General features: G+C 72.4%; 15 protein-coding genes and 1 rRNA gene. 12 read left to right on the forward strand and 4 right to left on the reverse strand.

Annotated elements, in window-relative coordinates:
* Positions 1–79 precede the first annotated feature (79 nt).
* The gene (locus tag AC067A_RS25285) at positions 80–235 is read left to right on the forward strand and encodes a hypothetical protein (RefSeq protein ID WP_479244751.1); all 156 of its coding nucleotides are present in this window, start codon (positions 80–82) and stop codon (positions 233–235) included.
* A 70-nt stretch (positions 236–305) separates the two neighbouring features.
* Here the strand turns inward: AC067A_RS25285 and AC067A_RS25290 are convergent, their stop codons facing one another.
* Positions 306–1,028 carry a phosphatase PAP2 family protein gene (locus AC067A_RS25290; protein ID WP_479244752.1) on the reverse strand — a complete coding sequence of 241 codons (723 nt, stop codon included), beginning with the start codon at positions 1,026–1,028 and terminating at the stop codon, positions 306–308.
* A 233-nt stretch (positions 1,029–1,261) separates the two neighbouring features.
* The gene (locus AC067A_RS25295; RefSeq protein WP_479244753.1) at positions 1,262–2,263 is read right to left on the reverse strand and encodes a C40 family peptidase; all 1,002 of its coding nucleotides are present in this window, start codon (positions 2,261–2,263) and stop codon (positions 1,262–1,264) included.
* Positions 2,264–2,465: 202 nt separating this feature from the next.
* Between AC067A_RS25295 and AC067A_RS25300 the strand changes: the two genes are divergently transcribed.
* From AC067A_RS25300 to AC067A_RS25330, 7 genes are all read left to right on the forward strand, one after another.
* Positions 2,466–3,038, forward strand: coding sequence for a TetR/AcrR family transcriptional regulator (locus AC067A_RS25300; protein WP_479244754.1), 573 nt, complete (start codon positions 2,466–2,468; stop codon positions 3,036–3,038).
* 259 nt (positions 3,039–3,297) lie between these two features.
* Positions 3,298–3,606 (forward strand): hypothetical protein, encoded by a 309-nt coding sequence (locus AC067A_RS25305; protein ID WP_024757447.1) that lies wholly within the window; start codon positions 3,298–3,300, stop codon positions 3,604–3,606.
* A gap of 109 nt (positions 3,607–3,715) precedes the next feature.
* On the forward strand, positions 3,716–4,555 hold the full coding sequence (locus tag AC067A_RS25310; protein WP_479244755.1) for a DUF8175 domain-containg protein: 840 nt from the start codon (positions 3,716–3,718) through the stop codon (positions 4,553–4,555).
* Positions 4,545–5,867, forward strand: coding sequence for a hypothetical protein (locus tag AC067A_RS25315; protein WP_479244756.1), 1,323 nt, complete (start codon positions 4,545–4,547; stop codon positions 5,865–5,867). The genes AC067A_RS25310 and AC067A_RS25315 overlap by 11 nt, the downstream gene beginning before the upstream one ends.
* Positions 5,864–7,417 (forward strand): SCO6880 family protein, encoded by a 1,554-nt coding sequence (locus AC067A_RS25320; protein WP_479244757.1) that lies wholly within the window; start codon positions 5,864–5,866, stop codon positions 7,415–7,417. Before AC067A_RS25315 ends, AC067A_RS25320 begins: the two co-directional genes overlap by 4 nt.
* Before the next feature lie 20 nt (positions 7,418–7,437).
* Positions 7,438–8,838, forward strand: coding sequence for an ATP-binding protein (locus AC067A_RS25325; RefSeq protein WP_479244758.1), 1,401 nt, complete (start codon positions 7,438–7,440; stop codon positions 8,836–8,838).
* On the forward strand, positions 8,839–10,515 hold the full coding sequence (locus AC067A_RS25330; RefSeq protein WP_479244759.1) for a type IV secretory system conjugative DNA transfer family protein: 1,677 nt from the start codon (positions 8,839–8,841) through the stop codon (positions 10,513–10,515).
* Positions 10,516–10,524: 9 nt separating this feature from the next.
* On the opposite strand, the gene AC067A_RS25335 is transcribed toward AC067A_RS25330, so the two are convergent.
* A complete protein-coding gene (locus AC067A_RS25335) occupies positions 10,525–11,085 on the reverse strand; it encodes a GNAT family N-acetyltransferase (protein ID WP_479244760.1) in 561 nt (186 codons plus the stop codon).
* Positions 11,086–11,229: 144 nt separating this feature from the next.
* Here AC067A_RS25335 and AC067A_RS25340 point away from each other — a divergent pair, with 144 nt between their 5' ends.
* Genes AC067A_RS25340 through AC067A_RS25355 form a run of 4 tightly spaced genes read left to right on the forward strand, consistent with a single transcriptional unit; the run spans position 11,230 to position 14,855 of the window.
* Positions 11,230–12,132 carry an ABC transporter ATP-binding protein gene (locus tag AC067A_RS25340; protein WP_479244761.1) on the forward strand — a complete coding sequence of 301 codons (903 nt, stop codon included), beginning with the start codon at positions 11,230–11,232 and terminating at the stop codon, positions 12,130–12,132.
* Entirely contained in the window at positions 12,129–12,911 is a 783-nt protein-coding gene (locus AC067A_RS25345; RefSeq protein WP_479244762.1) for an ABC transporter permease, read from the forward strand. Before AC067A_RS25340 ends, AC067A_RS25345 begins: the two co-directional genes overlap by 4 nt.
* Before the next feature lie 16 nt (positions 12,912–12,927).
* On the forward strand, positions 12,928–14,184 hold the full coding sequence (locus tag AC067A_RS25350; RefSeq protein ID WP_479244775.1) for a sensor histidine kinase: 1,257 nt from the start codon (positions 12,928–12,930) through the stop codon (positions 14,182–14,184).
* A complete protein-coding gene (locus AC067A_RS25355) occupies positions 14,181–14,855 on the forward strand; it encodes a response regulator (RefSeq protein ID WP_479244763.1) in 675 nt (224 codons plus the stop codon). The genes AC067A_RS25350 and AC067A_RS25355 overlap by 4 nt, the downstream gene beginning before the upstream one ends.
* A 124-nt stretch (positions 14,856–14,979) precedes the next feature.
* Here AC067A_RS25355 and rrf read toward each other — a convergent pair.
* A 5S ribosomal RNA gene (gene rrf / locus AC067A_RS25360) occupies positions 14,980–15,073 on the reverse strand; the annotation flags it as partial.

A 15,073-nucleotide genomic window follows, 5' to 3' on the forward strand; every position in this document is an offset into this window, starting at 1 on the left:
CCGGGCCCCGCGGGCCTGGGGGCACCCGACCCGCATAACGACGGTCCGGGCGTGCCGTCACGCGCAGTACGGTGGTGGGGTGCACGCGCAGGCCACGGCCCACACCACCACGACGACGGAGCGCGGCTCGTTCGCGCTGGCCCGCTGCAGCTGCGGCTGGACCGGCCCGGCCCGCAGATCCCGGGACCGCGCCCGCACGGACGCCACGGAACACGCCCGTACGAACAACGCCTAGGGGCCCGATCGGCCGGATGCCCAGGACTCGGCGGCGGCGGGCCTCGGGCCGGGGCGCGCGGCGGCGGGCCTCAGGCCGCGAGGTCGTTCTGGCCGGTGCCGGTGGCGGGGCCCCCGAGCCGGGGCTCGGGGATGCCGACCGTCTCGGGGTGTCGCACGCCCTCGGCCCGCCGGGAGCGGACGAGCCGGGAGCCGGTGGAGGAGCGGGCGACGGCGGCGACGACCGGGGTCAGCAGCGCGAGGGCGAGCGGGGCGAGGAGCAGTGCCACGGCGGTGCCGAGGGCGAAGCCGCCGATGACGTCGGTGGGGTAGTGGACGCCCATGTAGACGCGGGCGAAGCCCTCGGCGAGGGCGAGGCCGATGGCGGCGAGGCCGAACCCGCGGTGGGCGACGAAGAGGCCGACGCCGAGGGCCATCGCCAGGGTGGCGTGGTCGCTGACGAACGAGAAGTCGGTCTTCCCGGCGACGAGGACCTCCAGGCCCTGGTGGTCCCTGAAGGGCCTCGGGCGCTCGACGAAGCCGCGGATGGGGATGTTGACCAGCAGGGCGACACCGGCGGCCAGCGGGGCCCAGACCAGTGCGGCGACGGCAGCGACGGAATCCGCCTGGGTGCCGCGCCGGCGGACGCTCCACCAGCACCACAGCACCACGAGGACCATCCCGAGCACGATCCCGTACTCGCCGACGCACTCCATGACGCGGTCGAACCACGGCGGAGCGGCCTTGGCCAGTCCGTTGATGTCGTAGAGCAGGCTGACATCGGGGTTCGAACCGTCCGATGCGAGTACAGCCATCTCCTGAGGCCCCTTGCTCTCGTGTCTGTCGTCCAACCCCCGCGGTCAGAGTGGTCGGATCGGGGAACGAACCGCCTGAGGCGTACGTTCCGCTCGCTCCGGTAGATCATGAGGACGTTATCGAAGAGAGACGGCTCTCCGCAGCTCAGGGCCAGTGCATGACGGAGAGTTCCGGCCATGCCCCATACGCCCCGAAGGTGCCCGCGGCTCCTCCGGCGGACCCGCCGCCCTCGTCACGACTGCGGGAGACGGGTCGGCAGTGCCGCCGCGCCCTCCGCCGTGACCCGCGTGGCGCCGAAGTAGTCCGGGGTGTCGACCGGGTCGAAGCGGATCACCGCCCCGGTCCGCGGCGCGTCGATCATGTACCCGCCGCCGACGTAGATCCCGACGTGCCGGATGGCCCGCGAGTTGGTCAGGTCGTCCGAGAAGAACACCAGGTCGCCGGGGAGCAGTTCCTCACGCGAGGGGTGCGGACCGGCGTTGTACTGGTCGTTGGCGACGCGCGGCAGCCGGATCCCGACGCTCTCGTACGCGGCCTGGGTCAGGCCGGAGCAGTCGAACCGCCCGTTCTGCGCGGCCGTGCCCGTCCCTCCCCAGAGATACGGCGTGCCGAGCTTGCCCTGCGCGTAGTGGATCGCCCCCGCCGCCAGCCGGGACGGATCGACGCGGCCCACCGGCCGGGCGAAGCTCTTCTCCAGTGACCGGATGATGCGCACGTAGTTCCGGGTCTCGCTGATCGGCGGCACCCCGCCGTACTTGATGACCCGGTACGCGCCCGCGTTGTACGCGGCCAGCATGTTGTTCGCCGGGTCCCCCGGCACGTCCTTCACGTAGCCCGCGAGTTCGCAGTCGTACGAGGCGGCCGAGGGGATCGCGTCCTTCGGGTCCCAGATGTCCCGGTCCCCGTCCCCGTCGCCGTCGACGCCGTGACCGGCCCAGGTGCCCGGGATGAACTGGGCGATGCCCCGGGCGTCGGCGGAGGACACGGCCCGCGGGTTCCAGCCGCTCTCCTGGTAGAGCTGCGCGGCGAGCAGGGCCGGGTTGATGGCGGGACAGAGGTTGCCCCAGCGCTGCACGAGACCCTGGTAGAGCGCGGGCACCGCGCCCTTGGCCAGCGCCACGGTGCCGTTCGCGGAACTGCCCGCGCCGCCGGCGAGACCGGCCGCCGCCGAGTACGTGCCGACGACGAGCAGCGCCAGGAAACCGAGGCAGACCCCGAGGCCCCCACCGGCCATCAGCCACGCCTTGCCAGCCCTACGCACCGTCAACCACCCCTCGGTTCATGGCAGTACGCCCCGGGAGCCCAGTCTAGGCGGCGAGGGCCCTCATGGGGACGTTGCGCGACACCCCGGTCACACCCCGAAGGCGTTCGACCGGCGCGGCCCGCTGGAACGAACGCTCTACTCACCCCGCCGGGACCCGCCCTACGCTCGGCCCATGCAGACCAGCAGCACCCGCGACCGCATCGTCGTCGCCGCCGCGCGCCTGATCCGGCGTCAGGGATACACCGGCACCGGCATCAAGCAGATCGCCCAGGAGGCGGGCGCCACCCTCGGCTCCGTCTACCACTTCTTCCCCGGCGGGAAGGAGGCCGTCGCGGTCGCCGCCCTCGAACACGGCCGCGAGGAGTTCGCCGGCCTCCTGCGCTCCGCCCTCGACGGCGAGGACGACCCCGCCGCCGCCGTCGACGCCTGCGCCTGCCTGCTGGCCCGCGAACTCCGCGCCTCCGACTGGGCCGACGGCTGCCCCGTCACCGCCGCCGCCCTGGAGACCCTCGGCCCCGGCAACCCCATCCAGCGCGCCTGCGCCGACGCCCTCTACTCCTGGCGCAACCTCGTCGCCGACAAGCTCCTCGGCTGCGGCCTCCCCGACCCCGAGGCCCGCGACCTGGCCGCCACCGTCGTCCACACCCTCGAAGGCGCCCAGGCGACCGCCCAGGTCACCCGCAGCGAGGAGCCCCTCCTCCTGGCGGGCCGTCACCTGTCGCGCCTGGTCGCCTCGTACGCCTGACGCCGCCCCAAGAGTGCAACAACGACAATCATTGCCCGGAGTCACCCCCCGTGATACACAGAGTGACCATACGCTTCTTCGCATGAGAAACCGGCCACACCACCGCAGGTCAAGACGGTCAGACCGGTCAAGTGTGCGGGGATCGGGTAAAGAGAGCCGTCAAGCCGTCACACGTGAGCGGTTTCATCAGCGAAGATAGGGCGATGACCCATGCCGTCCGGCAGGGGCAGATAACTACCCAACAGGGGCGGTGAGTTACATGTACCTGGCGGCCGAAAAGGGCGACATCACCACCATCATCGGTGGAATCGCCCCGAACTGGGGACCTTTCGGGAGCCTGGGCAACGAAGCCAAGGTGATGATCGAGGTCGTGATGGCCGTGGCCATCCTGCTCTGCCTCGGCATCGCCATCTGGGGAGCGGCCAAGCAGCGCATCGGCGCGACCGCGCTCCGCGACACGTTCAGCGCGGAACAGGGCAAGGGCCTCATCGTCGCCGGCCTGACCGGCGTCTTCATCATCGGATCACTCGGCACGCTGTTCACCATCGTGTACGGGATGGCCGTCTGATCTCCCGTCGGACTCCATCCACCCGAGGCCTGTTGATGTCGCGTTCCCTGATGCCCAGCCATGTTGCAGCACTGTCGTACCCGCGAACGAACGAGGGGGCGTACCCGGCATGAGTCCCGGCGACGAGCACGACAGCTTCGGCGGCGTGGGCGGCTCGGGCCAGACCCGGACCCGCCTGCCCGAAGGCAACAGCGGAGACGTCTACGGCGGCGCGCCCCGCCGCCCCGTCCGCGGCTCCCGCTCCCTCATCACGGTCGTGGGCGTGGTGGTCGTCCTCGTCGCCGCCATCGCCCTCGCCAACCGCGGCGGCGGCGACCCCGCCGACGCGGCCGGCCCCCGCTCCGGCACCCCCGGCGACACCGCCCCCACCGCCGCCACCGGCGTCCGCCCCGTCACCGGCAAGAACGGCGCCATCCCCACCGGCTACGCCCACGACGACCAGGGCGCCCAAAGCGCCGCCACGAACTACGCGGTGGCACTGGGCTCGGCGGAGATGTTCCAGGACGGTCCCCGCGAGGAGATCGTCCGCGCCATCCACGACCCCGCGGTCGTGGACGACCTCCTGAAGCGGCTCGACGCCTCCTATTCGCCCGGGCTCATGGCCGGCATCGGGCTCGACGCGAACGGCACCGCCCCCTCCGGCACGACCTTCGTGTCCCGCACCGTGCCGGTCGGCGCCAGGGTCATCGACTACACGGAGACCTCCGCGACGGTCGAGGTCTGGTGCACCGGCCTCGTCGGCATGGCCGGCGCGGGCTCGACCAGGCCCGTCACCTCCACCTGGTTCACCATCACGGAGAAGCTCGTGTGGGTCGGGGACGACTGGCGTGTGCGGTCCTCGAGCCAGACCGAGGGCCCGACGCCGGTCAACGGCGACAACCGTGCCTCCGTCGCCGACGAGATGGCCGAGGCCGTCGAGGGATACGGAGGGTTCACCTATGCCCGCTAGCCGAAGCCTGGCGGGTCGCGCGACGACCGCGCTCACCGCCGCCTTCCTCGCCGTACCGCTCCTGCTCGTCACGGACGCCCAGGCGGATCCCACACCGACCCCGTCGGCGCCCACCCCGTCGCCCAGCGCGACCGACAACGAATGCGCCCTCATCGTGGGGCAGGCCAGGGAGCTCTGCGAGAAGGGCCAGACCGGCGGCGGAGCCGACAAGGCTCCGCTCACCGACCCCACCACCGCCCTGGACCCCCTGTCCTCCCTCGCCCGCGGCTGCGCCGAGGCCGCCGTCACGATCGTCGACAAGCTGTCCCTGGCGGTCAAGGAGACCGCCGACGTCGACTTCACCAACATGCAGTTCCTCGGCCGCTACGCGATCGTCTTCGCCGCCGCGACCTTCCTGACCCTGCTGCTCTGGCTGCTCGCGGTCGCGAAGCGGGCCATCCGGGGCGTGCCGCTGAGCATCGCCCTGTCGGAGGCCATCGGGTTCCTGTGGCTGACGGTCCTCGCGTCCGCGTTCACGCCGCTGATCCTGTACACCGTCGTGAACGCCACCGACGCCGTCACCGAGGTCATCGCCTCCGGCACGGGCCAGCAGACCGACGTGTTCTTCGGCAGCTTCAAACAGGCCCTGCAGAAGGGCGACAGCATCGGTGGCGGGCCGATCATGCTGATCATCGTGTCGTTGGTGACCGTCCTCGCCGCCGGCGTGCTCTACCTGGAGCTGTTCCTCCGCGCCGTGATGCTGTACGTCGGCGCGCTCCTCGGCGTCGTCGTCTACTCGGGCCTCGTCGACAAGAACATGTGGGGCCACGTCCGCCGCTGGGCGGGCATCATGATCGCGGTGATCCTGGTCAAGCCGATCATCGTGATCGTCCTCGGCCTGGCCGGGGCGCTGTCCTCCGGCACCGGCCCCGACTCGTTCTCCGCCGTCGTCTCCGGTCTGGCGATCATCCTGCTGGCCATCTTCGCCTCCGCGATGATCTACCGGTTCGTCCCCGGCTTCGGCGACGAGATCTCCGCCTCCCGCAACAACCGCCTGCACCGCGCGGGCGAGAACGCGGCGGCCGCCGTCATCTCCTCCCCCGCCTCCCTCGTCTCCCAGGGCATCAAGACGCACAGCACCCGCGACAGCGGCGGCGGCCAGGGCGGCGGCCAGGCGGCCCGCCCCGCCAACCCGATGTCGGGCGGCATGGCCGCCCACAGCAGCCGCGGCGGCAGCGGCGGCGCGACACCCCCGCCCGCACCCCGTAGCAGCAGTCCCACCGCGGGTACCCCGCACGGCAACCGCAAGAACTCTGGAGGTGCAGGGCGTTGACGACCCAGTCCCAGCCGGTCGCGCCCCGCCGCACGTATCTCATCGGCCGTGCCCGGCCGAACGCGATCGTCGGCAAGAACCGCGAGACCGGCGAGATCGCCCTGATCATCGTCGGCGCCTTCCTCGGCATGATGAGCGGACTCCTCGTCCCCCTGCTCCCCCTGCGGATCGCGCTGCTCGCCGGCCTGCCGATGATCGCGATCGCGGCCGTGTACCTCCCGTACAAGCACCGCACGTTCTACAAGTGGTTCGAGATCAACCGCAGCTACAAGCGGATGCTCAAGCGCGGTACGGCCTACCGCTCCGTCGTCGTCGAGGCCGGCACCCGCCTCGACGGCCGGGAGGTCGAGGTCGGACCGCCGCCCGGCATCGGCCGGGTCGGCTGGCTCGCCGCCCCCTTCGGGCCGGACGAGATCGCCGTCCTGCTGCACGCCGACCGCCGCACGGTCACCGCCGCCATCGAGATCGAGGGCCCGGGCGTCGGCCTGCGCGACAGCGAGGACCAGGAGGCCCTGGTCGACCGGTTCGGCACCCTCCTCAAGCACGTGGCCAACGGCGACGGCTTCGTGACCCGCCTCCAGATGCTGGCCCGCACCCTCCCCGCCGACCCCGACGCGCACGCCAAGGACGTCGGCCAGCGCGGCGACCCGCACGCGCCCGCGTGGCTCCAGGAGTCCTACGAGCAGCTCCAGTCCATGGTCTCCACGTCCAGCGAGCAGCACCGCGCGTACCTCGTCGCCTGCATGCACTACACGCGCGAACTCGCCGCCGAGGCCAACGCCATGGCCCGCGCCGCCCGCCACGCCTCCGGGGCCCGCAAGCTCGACCGCGACGCCGGCCTCGCCGTCGTCATGGCCCGCGAGCTCACCGACATCTGCGCCCGCCTCGCCGAGGCCGACATCCGCGTCCGCCAGCCCCTCGGCCAGTCCCGGCTCGCGTCCCTCGTGCACTCCATGTACGACCCGGACCACCCCATCGACCACATCCAGGCCATGACGAAACGAAACGCTTGGCCCGCCGAACTCGACGCGATGGAACCGACGTACCTCCAGGCCAAGACCCGCGAGTCCTCCACCCGCGCCCCCTGGTGCCACGCCACGGCCTGGGTGAAGGAGTGGCCGATGACCCCCGTCGGCGTCAACTTCCTCGCCCCGCTCCTGGTCCACACCCCGGACGTGATCCGCACGGTCGCCGTGACCATGGACCTGGAGCCCACCGAGGTCGCCATCGAGCGCATGCTCACCGAGAAGACCAACGACGAGGCCGACGCCAGCCGCGCCGCCAAGATGAACCGCACGGTCGACCCGCGCGACATCGCCGCCCACGGCCGGCTCGACCAGCGGGGTGAAGATCTCGCCAGCGGCGCTGCCGGAGTGAACCTGGTCGGGTACATCACGGTGTCGTCGCGTTCACCCGAAGCCCTCGCCCGGGACAAGCGCACGATCAGGGCCTCCGCCGGCAAGTCCTACCTGAAGCTGGAGTGGTGCGACCGCGAGCACCACCGGGCCTTTGTGAACACCTTGCCGTTCGCGACCGGCATCCGCCGCTAGGGCCGAAGGGGCACAGACCGATGCGAGATCCGCTGTCCGTCCTCACCGACGCCTTCACCTCCTTCGTCTTCGGGAAGGTGGAGACGACCCGCCTGCCCGTCCGCACCTCCACCGGGCAGGCCCAGGCCGTCTACCTGCCGACCGCCGCGCCCGGCCTGGGCGACTCCGGCGTCATCATCGGCCGCGAGGTCTACAGCGGGAAGGGCTACATCTACGACCCCTTCCAGCTGTACGGGCAGCAGCTCCCCGCCCCGCACTGGCTCGTCCTCGGCGAGTCCGGCAACGGCAAGTCGGCGCTGGAGAAGACGTACGTGCTCCGCCAGCTCCGCTTCAGGGACCGGCAGGTCGTCGTCCTCGACGCCCAGGGCGAGGACGGCGTCGGCGAATGGAACCTCATCGCGCAGGAGCTGGGGATAACTCCCATCCGGCTCGACCCGATGGTCGCCAACGACTCCGGCATCCGCCTCAACCCCCTCGACCCCTCCATCACCACCACGGGCCAGCTCGCGCTGCTCCGGACGATCATCGAGGTGGCGATGGGCCACGGCCTCGACGAGCGCTCCGGCTTCGCGCTCAAGGTCGCCCACGCCTACGTCATCGAGCACAAGACCGACCGGCAGCCGATCCTCACCGACATCGTGGAGCAGCTCCGCCACCCCAAGGCCGAATCGGCCCAGCAGATGAACGTCGACATAGACGACGTACGGGCCTGGGGCCTGGACGTCGCCCTCGTCCTCGACCGGCTCGTCGACGGTGACCTCCGGGGCATGTTCGACGGCCCGACGACCGTCGGCATCGACCTCGACGCGCCCCTGATCGTCTTCGACCTCTCCCACATCGACCGCAACTCCATCGCCATGCCGATCCTCATGGCGATCGTCGGCGTCTGGCTGGAGCACACCTGGATCCGGCCCGACCGGAAGAAGCGCATCTTCCTCGTCGAGGAGGCCTGGCACATCATCAACAGCCCGTTCGTGGCCCAGCTGTTCCAGCGCCTCCTGAAGTTCGGCCGCCGTCTCGGCCTGTCCTTCGTCGCCGTCGTCCACCACCTCTCGGACGTCGTCGACGGGGCGGCCGCCAAGGAGGCCGCGGCGATCCTCAAGATGGCCTCCACCCGGACCATCTACGCCCAGAAGGCGGACGAGGCACGGAACACGGGACGGGTCCTCGGCCTGCCGCGCTGGGCGGTCGAGATCATCCCGACCCTCACCCCCGGCATCGCCGTCTGGGACGTCAACGGCAACGTGCAGGTGGTCAAGCACCTCATCACCGAACGAGAACGCCCGCTCGTCTACACCGACCGCGCCATGACCGAGGCCTCGGACCCGTCCGTCGACCCGGAACTGGAATGGGAGACCGAGCAGCGCGCGATCCTCGTCGAGCAGCAGATGAACGGCTCCTCGCAGTCGACGGTGGCGTAGATGGAAGCGGAACGGAAAGGCGGAGGAGTCTCCGACGGGCTGCTGCTCAGCCTGTTCGGCCTGCTCCTCTGCCTCACCGTGCTGGTGTGGACGGCGACCGGCCTCGCGGGCCTCTTCGCCCACGGCGCCTGGCCGCGGGGGCTCGCCTTCACCGGCACCCCCTCGGCCCTCCGCTCCCTCGCCACCGCCCCCACCGACCTCCCCGCGGCCTGGCCCGCCACCCCGCCGGAGCAACTCTCCGGCTACGGCCTCTTCTGGGGCCTCCTCATCGGCGAGGCCATGATCCTCCTGGTCTTCGCCGTCTTCGTCCTCGGCACCGTCACCCGCTGGCGCGCCGTCCGCGCCCACCGCAGAGCGGGGACGTACGACACGCTCCACCCCGGGGGCACCACGAAGCCCACCCGCAGGGCCCCGAAAGCCACACGAGGGACGCCGGAGCCCGTACGGGAGACCCCGCAGTCCGTGGGCGAGACCCCTGAGCCCGTACGGCGGGCATCGGATCCCGTACGGGAGACCCCGGGGCCCGGGCGGGACACCTCCGAGCCCGTGCACGAGACCCCGCAGTCCGTGAGCGAGGCCCCGGGGCCCGCCCGGGACACCGAGCCCGTACGGGAGACCCGCGAGCCCCTCCGTGCCGCCCCCGCCACTCCCCCGGCCCCCCGCCGCCCGGCGGAGGAGGCCCACCACGAGCCGCACCGCACACAGGAACCGGCCCCCCACCCCCGGCCGCCGGCCTCCGCAGCCTCCCTGGGAACCCCCCGTACCGTCTACGGCCCTCCCGAGACCCGCCGCCCCGCCGCCGTGCAGGCGATCCGGGACGCCGAAGGCCCGGTGCTCGTCGTCACGTCCGACCCGACGGTCTGGGCTTCGACGAAGGACGGGCGCGGAAAGCTCGGCCCCGTGCTCGTCCACGATGTCGGCCACCTCTGCGACACACCGGCCCGACTGCACTGGTCGCCGTCCGAGCGGTGCGAGGACCCGGCGGTGGCGCAGGAACGGGCCGTCGCCCTGCTGGCGCCCGTACGCCCGCACTCCCGGCTGGACGCGGCCACCGCCGACACCGCCGAAACGCTCCTGCGCTGCTGGCTGCACGCCGCGGCCGTCGACGGACGCCCGTTCCGGCAGGTCCACCGCTGGGCCCAGGGCGCCGGCGCCCACGAGCCCGTACGGATCCTCCGCGGCCACCCCAAGGCCGCCTCCGGCCACGCGGGACTCCTGGAGTCGGCCCTCACCGCCCACCCCGAAAGCCGCCGCCTGGCACAGGAACTGACGGCCCGTGCGCTCGCCGCGCTCTCCACGGTCCACATCCGCGAGGCCTGCACCCCGAATCGAACGGATTCACTGGCGCTCGCATCTTTCATCGCCGAAGGGGGCACCCTCTACGTGGTGGGCGAGGCGATCGAGGACCCCCGCACCCACCCCGGCGCGATGCCGCTCCTCACGGCTCTCGCCGCAAGCGTGGTCGAGCACGGCCGCCGCATGGCCGCACGGTCATCCGACGGTCGGCTCGACCCACCAATGACCCTCGTCCTCGACGACGTCGCCGCCGTGGCCCCGCTCCCCCGCCTGCCGCAGCTCCTCGCCACCGGCCACACCCAGGGCCTCCCGACCCTGGCCCTGATGCGCTCCCCCGAACAGGCCAGGTCCCGCTGGCCGGAGGACTCGCTCAGCCGCTGAGGCGCGGACCTACCCGGCCGGACGCAGCAGCTCCAGCTCCAGCTCCCGCGCCTCCTCCTGGCCGTGCAGGGCGACCCGGACACCGGTGTCCGCGTACCCGAGCCGCCGGTACGCCGCCTGGGCCCGCACGTTCTCGCCGTGGACGTACAGCCGCACCCGCTCGACCCGCTGCTCCAACGTCCAGGACCACTCCGCCGCCGCCTCGAACAGCGCGTCGATCACACCGGAGCCGCGCGCCTCGTCCCGTACGAACACCCCCACGACATGGGTCTGCTCGACCTCGGGGACATCCCCGAAGTACGTCTCGGTCCCGGCCCGCTCCACGAGCACCGACACCGTCCCGAGCCACCGCCCGTCCGGCGCCTCCGCGACGAACTGACGCACGTCGCCGGGCCCCTCCTCCGAGGCACCCGCCGTCCTCTCCTGCCAGAACGAGTCCGGCCGCGCGGCGGCCTCCTCGTGGGTGTCGAGGAACGCGAGGTGCGCCACCGGGTCACGCAGCGCCACGAGCCGCAGCTCCCGGCCCTTCTCCCACTCGTCGGAACGGATCACACGTATCGAGAAGTCCATGCCGAGCATCCTTGCCCTTCTCCCCCACGCCGACAAGGAATTTCCTGGTCAGGGCCCCACGTCGTACCCAGGTACCACGCCCGCCCCGCACCTCCCGCCCCTGGTGGGACGAACGCCCCGCGCCCCCTCCCTACCGTCGGAGACATGATCCGAGCAGAGAACCTCACCAAGCGGTACGGAGACGCCACCGTCGTCCGGGACCTCAGCTTCACGGTCCACCCCGGCACCGTCACCGGCTTCCTCGGCCCCAACGGCGCCGGCAAGTCCACCACCCTCCGCATGCTCCTCGGCCTCGACGCCCCGACCCGCGGCCACGCCACCGTCGACGGCCGCGGCTACGCCGCCCACCCCGCCCCGCTCACCCGCGTCGGCGCCCTCCTCGAAGCCCGCTCCGTGCACCCCGGCCGCTCCGCGCACCACCACCTCATGGCCCTCGCCCACACCCACGGCATCCCCCGCGCGCGCGTGGAGCGGGTCCTCGCCCTCACCGGCCTCACCCACGTCGCCCGCAAGCGCGTCAAGGGCTTCTCCCTCGGCATGGGCCAGCGCCTCGGCATCGCCGCCGCGCTCCTCGGCGACCCGGCCACCGTCGTCCTCGACGAACCGGTCAACGGCCTCGACCCGGAGGGCGTGCTCTGGATCCGCACCCTCCTCAGGTCCCTGGCCGCAGAGGGCCGGACCGTCCTCGTCTCCTCCCACCTCATGAGCGAGATGGAGCTCACCGCCGACCACCTGATCGTCATCGGCAAGGGCCGCCTCCTCGCCGACACCACCGTCGACGAGCTCGTACGGGCCTCGGGCGGCGCCTCCGTCAAGGTCGTCACCCCCGAACCCGACCGGCTGCGCGGCCTGCTCCCCGGCGCCCAGGTCACCGTCGAGGCCCCCGACACCCTCCTCGTCACCGGACCCGACGCCCCCGAGATCGGCCGCACCGCCGCCGCCCACGGCCTCGCCCTCCACGAACTCACCCCCAGGGCCGCCTCCCTGGAGCAGGCGTTCATGGCCCTCACCCACGACTCCGTCGAATACCAGGGAGCCCCCGCATGACCACCCCCGCCGGCCCCTACGGCCTCACCACCGCCCGCGTCCTCCGCTCGGAGTGGCACAAGCTGTGGACGGTCCGCTCCACCTGGATCACCGTCCTCACCGCCATCGCGCTCGTCCTCGGCGTCGGCATCCTCATGGGCGCCACCTACACCTCCGACGGCGGCGACTCCGACGTCGACACCGTCGTCCTCACCCTCTACGGCTCCCAGCTCGGCGGCATCGCCCTCGCCGTCCTCGGCATCCTCGTCACCGCCGGCGAGTACGCGACGGGCATGATCCGGGCCACCCTCGCGGCGGTCCCCCGCCGCCTCCCCGTCCTGTGGGCGAAGGCGGCCGTCTACACCGGCGTCGTCTTCACGGTCTCGCTCCTGACCGCCCTGCCGACCTTCCTCACGGCCCAGCTGTTCCTCTCCGACACCGACCAGGCCGCCACCCTCACCGACGACGGCGTCCTCACCGCCCTCGCCGGCAACGCCGCCGGCGTCACCCTCCTCGGCGTGATCGCCCTCGGTCTCGGCGCCGGTCTCCGCTCGGTCCCGGGTGCCATCGGCGCCTTCGTCGGCGGGGTCCTGATCCTGCCGGAGATCCTCGGAGCGCTCCCGTACCAGGCGATGGACACGGCCGTCCGGTACTTCCCCACCCAGGCCGCCGGCGCCCTCGGCTCCGCGACCCCGCTGCCCGGCGCGGCCTCCCCCGGCGCCGCCCTCCTCGCCCTGCTCCTGTGGGCGGCCGCCGCACTCGCCGTACCCGCGCTGTTGCTCAAGCGCCGGGACGCATGAGGATGATGACCGGGTGATCACACAGGAGACACCGCGGCCGACCGGGACGACCGGCCCGAGCAGACACGCACAGCGCCTGCTCGCCCGGACCCGCGCCTTCGACGCCCGGCGCCCCTGGGCCTGGGACGCGACGCTCACGGCACTGTGGACGACGGCGGCCCTCGTCGACGCCGCCGGCGGCTGGCGGAACACCGCCCGCGACCCCGGCGTCCCCGTCTGGCTCGTGGTCACCCTGAGCCTGGCCCTCGCCGTACCCCTCTACTGGCGCCGGAGCCACCCCACGACCGCCCTGGCCGTGATGGCCGGCGCGGCCCTGGTCAGCGACGGCTCCGGCGCCTTCCTCCAGGCCTCGTACCTCCAGATGCTCCCGCTCTTCCACATAGCGCTCACCCGCCCGCCGCGCGCGCTCCTGTGGGCCCTGGCCCTGATCCTCCCGCCGCTCGTGACGGGCACGGTCCGCCACCCCCTGGGGTCCTGGGACCAGCGTGTCGTCCCCACCCTGTGGGCGTACGCGCTCGTCGCCCTCCTCGGCATCGCGGTCCGCTCCCGCAAGGACTACACGGCCGGCCTCGTCGACCGCGCCCGCCGCCTGGAGATCGAACGCGACCAGGAGGTCCGGCTCGCGGCGGCCGCGGAACGCACCCGCATCGCCCGCGAGATGCACGACATCATCGGCCACAACCTCGCCGTCATCACCGGCCTCGCGGACGGCGGCCGCTACGCGGCGGCGAAGAGCCCCGAACGCGCCGCCCAAGCCCTCGACGCCATCGGCACGACCAGCCGCGAGGCCCTCGCCGAACTCCGCCGCCTCCTCGGCGTCCTGCGCGACGACGAGCCGGAGGCCGTCCGCGACCCCCAGCCCACCCTGGCCGACCTCGACACCCTGATCACCGGCGTACGCACGGCAGGACTCCCGGTCCTCCTCGACGTCCACGGCGACCCGCCCGCCCGACCCCTGCCCCGCGGCGCCCAGCTGACGGTCTACCGGGTCGTCCAGGAAGCCCTCACCAACACCCTCAAGCACGCGGGCCCGGGCGCGAAGGCGACCGTGACCCTCACGTACGCCCCCGAAGAGGTACGGGTCGACGTCACGGACACCGGTGAGCCCGGCACCCGGCCCGTCGAAGCCGGCCAAGTCCCCGGCCAGGGCCAGGGCCTGACGGGAATGCGCGAGCGCGCGGCCCTCTACGACGGCACACTCGACTGCGGTCCCCTGCCGACCGGCGGCTGGGCCGTCCGGCTCCGACTCCCCCAGAAGGACTCCCCCTCGTGACGACCGTTCTCCTCGCGGACGACCAGCCGATGCAGCGCTTCGGCTTCCGCATGCTGCTGGAGAGCCAGGACGACATGACCGTCGTCGGCGAGGCCTCGAACGGCACCGAGGCCGTCCGCCTGGTCGACCGCGACCACCCCGACGTCGTCCTCATGGACGTCCGCATGCCCGGCCTCGACGGCATCGAGGCCACCCGCCGCATCATCGCCACCGGCGCCCGCACCCGCGTCCTGATCGTCACCACCTTCGACCTCGACGAGTACGCGTACGACGGCCTCCGCGCCGGCGCCAGCGGCTTCCTGGTGAAGGACGCCCAGCCGGAGGAACTCCTCGCCGGAGTCCGCGCGGTCGCGGCCGGCGACGCCGTCGTCGCCCCGAGCCTCACCCGCCGTCTCCTGGACGCCTACATCCAGCACCTCCCGGCATCCCCCAGGGCCGACGCCCCCGCCCGCCCCGAGGACCCCCGGCTCGCCGCCCTCACCGACCGCGAACGCGAGATCCTCACCGTCATCGGCCAGGGCTGGTCCAACACCGAGATCGCCGACCGTCTCCACCTCGCCGAATCCACGGTCAAGACCCACGTCGGCCGCATCCTCGCCAAGACCGGCACCCGCGACCGCGTCCAGGCGGTGATCCTCGCCTACGACACCCAGCTGGTCTCGCCGGCCTGAAGGGGCGAGCACGAAACGACGGGCCTGAAAGGGCGAGACTGAGAAACCGAAGGCCTGAAAGAAATCGGGTCCGGAACGCAGAAAAGCCCCGCACCAGAAGGTGCGGGGCTTTCCCACAATGATTGTTCGGCGGTGTCCTACTCTCCCACAGGGTCCCCCCTGCAGTACCATCGGCGCTGAAAGGCTTAGCTTCCGGGTTCGGAATGTAACCGGGCGTT

The organism is Streptomyces sp. NPDC043176, from assembly GCF_056436715.1.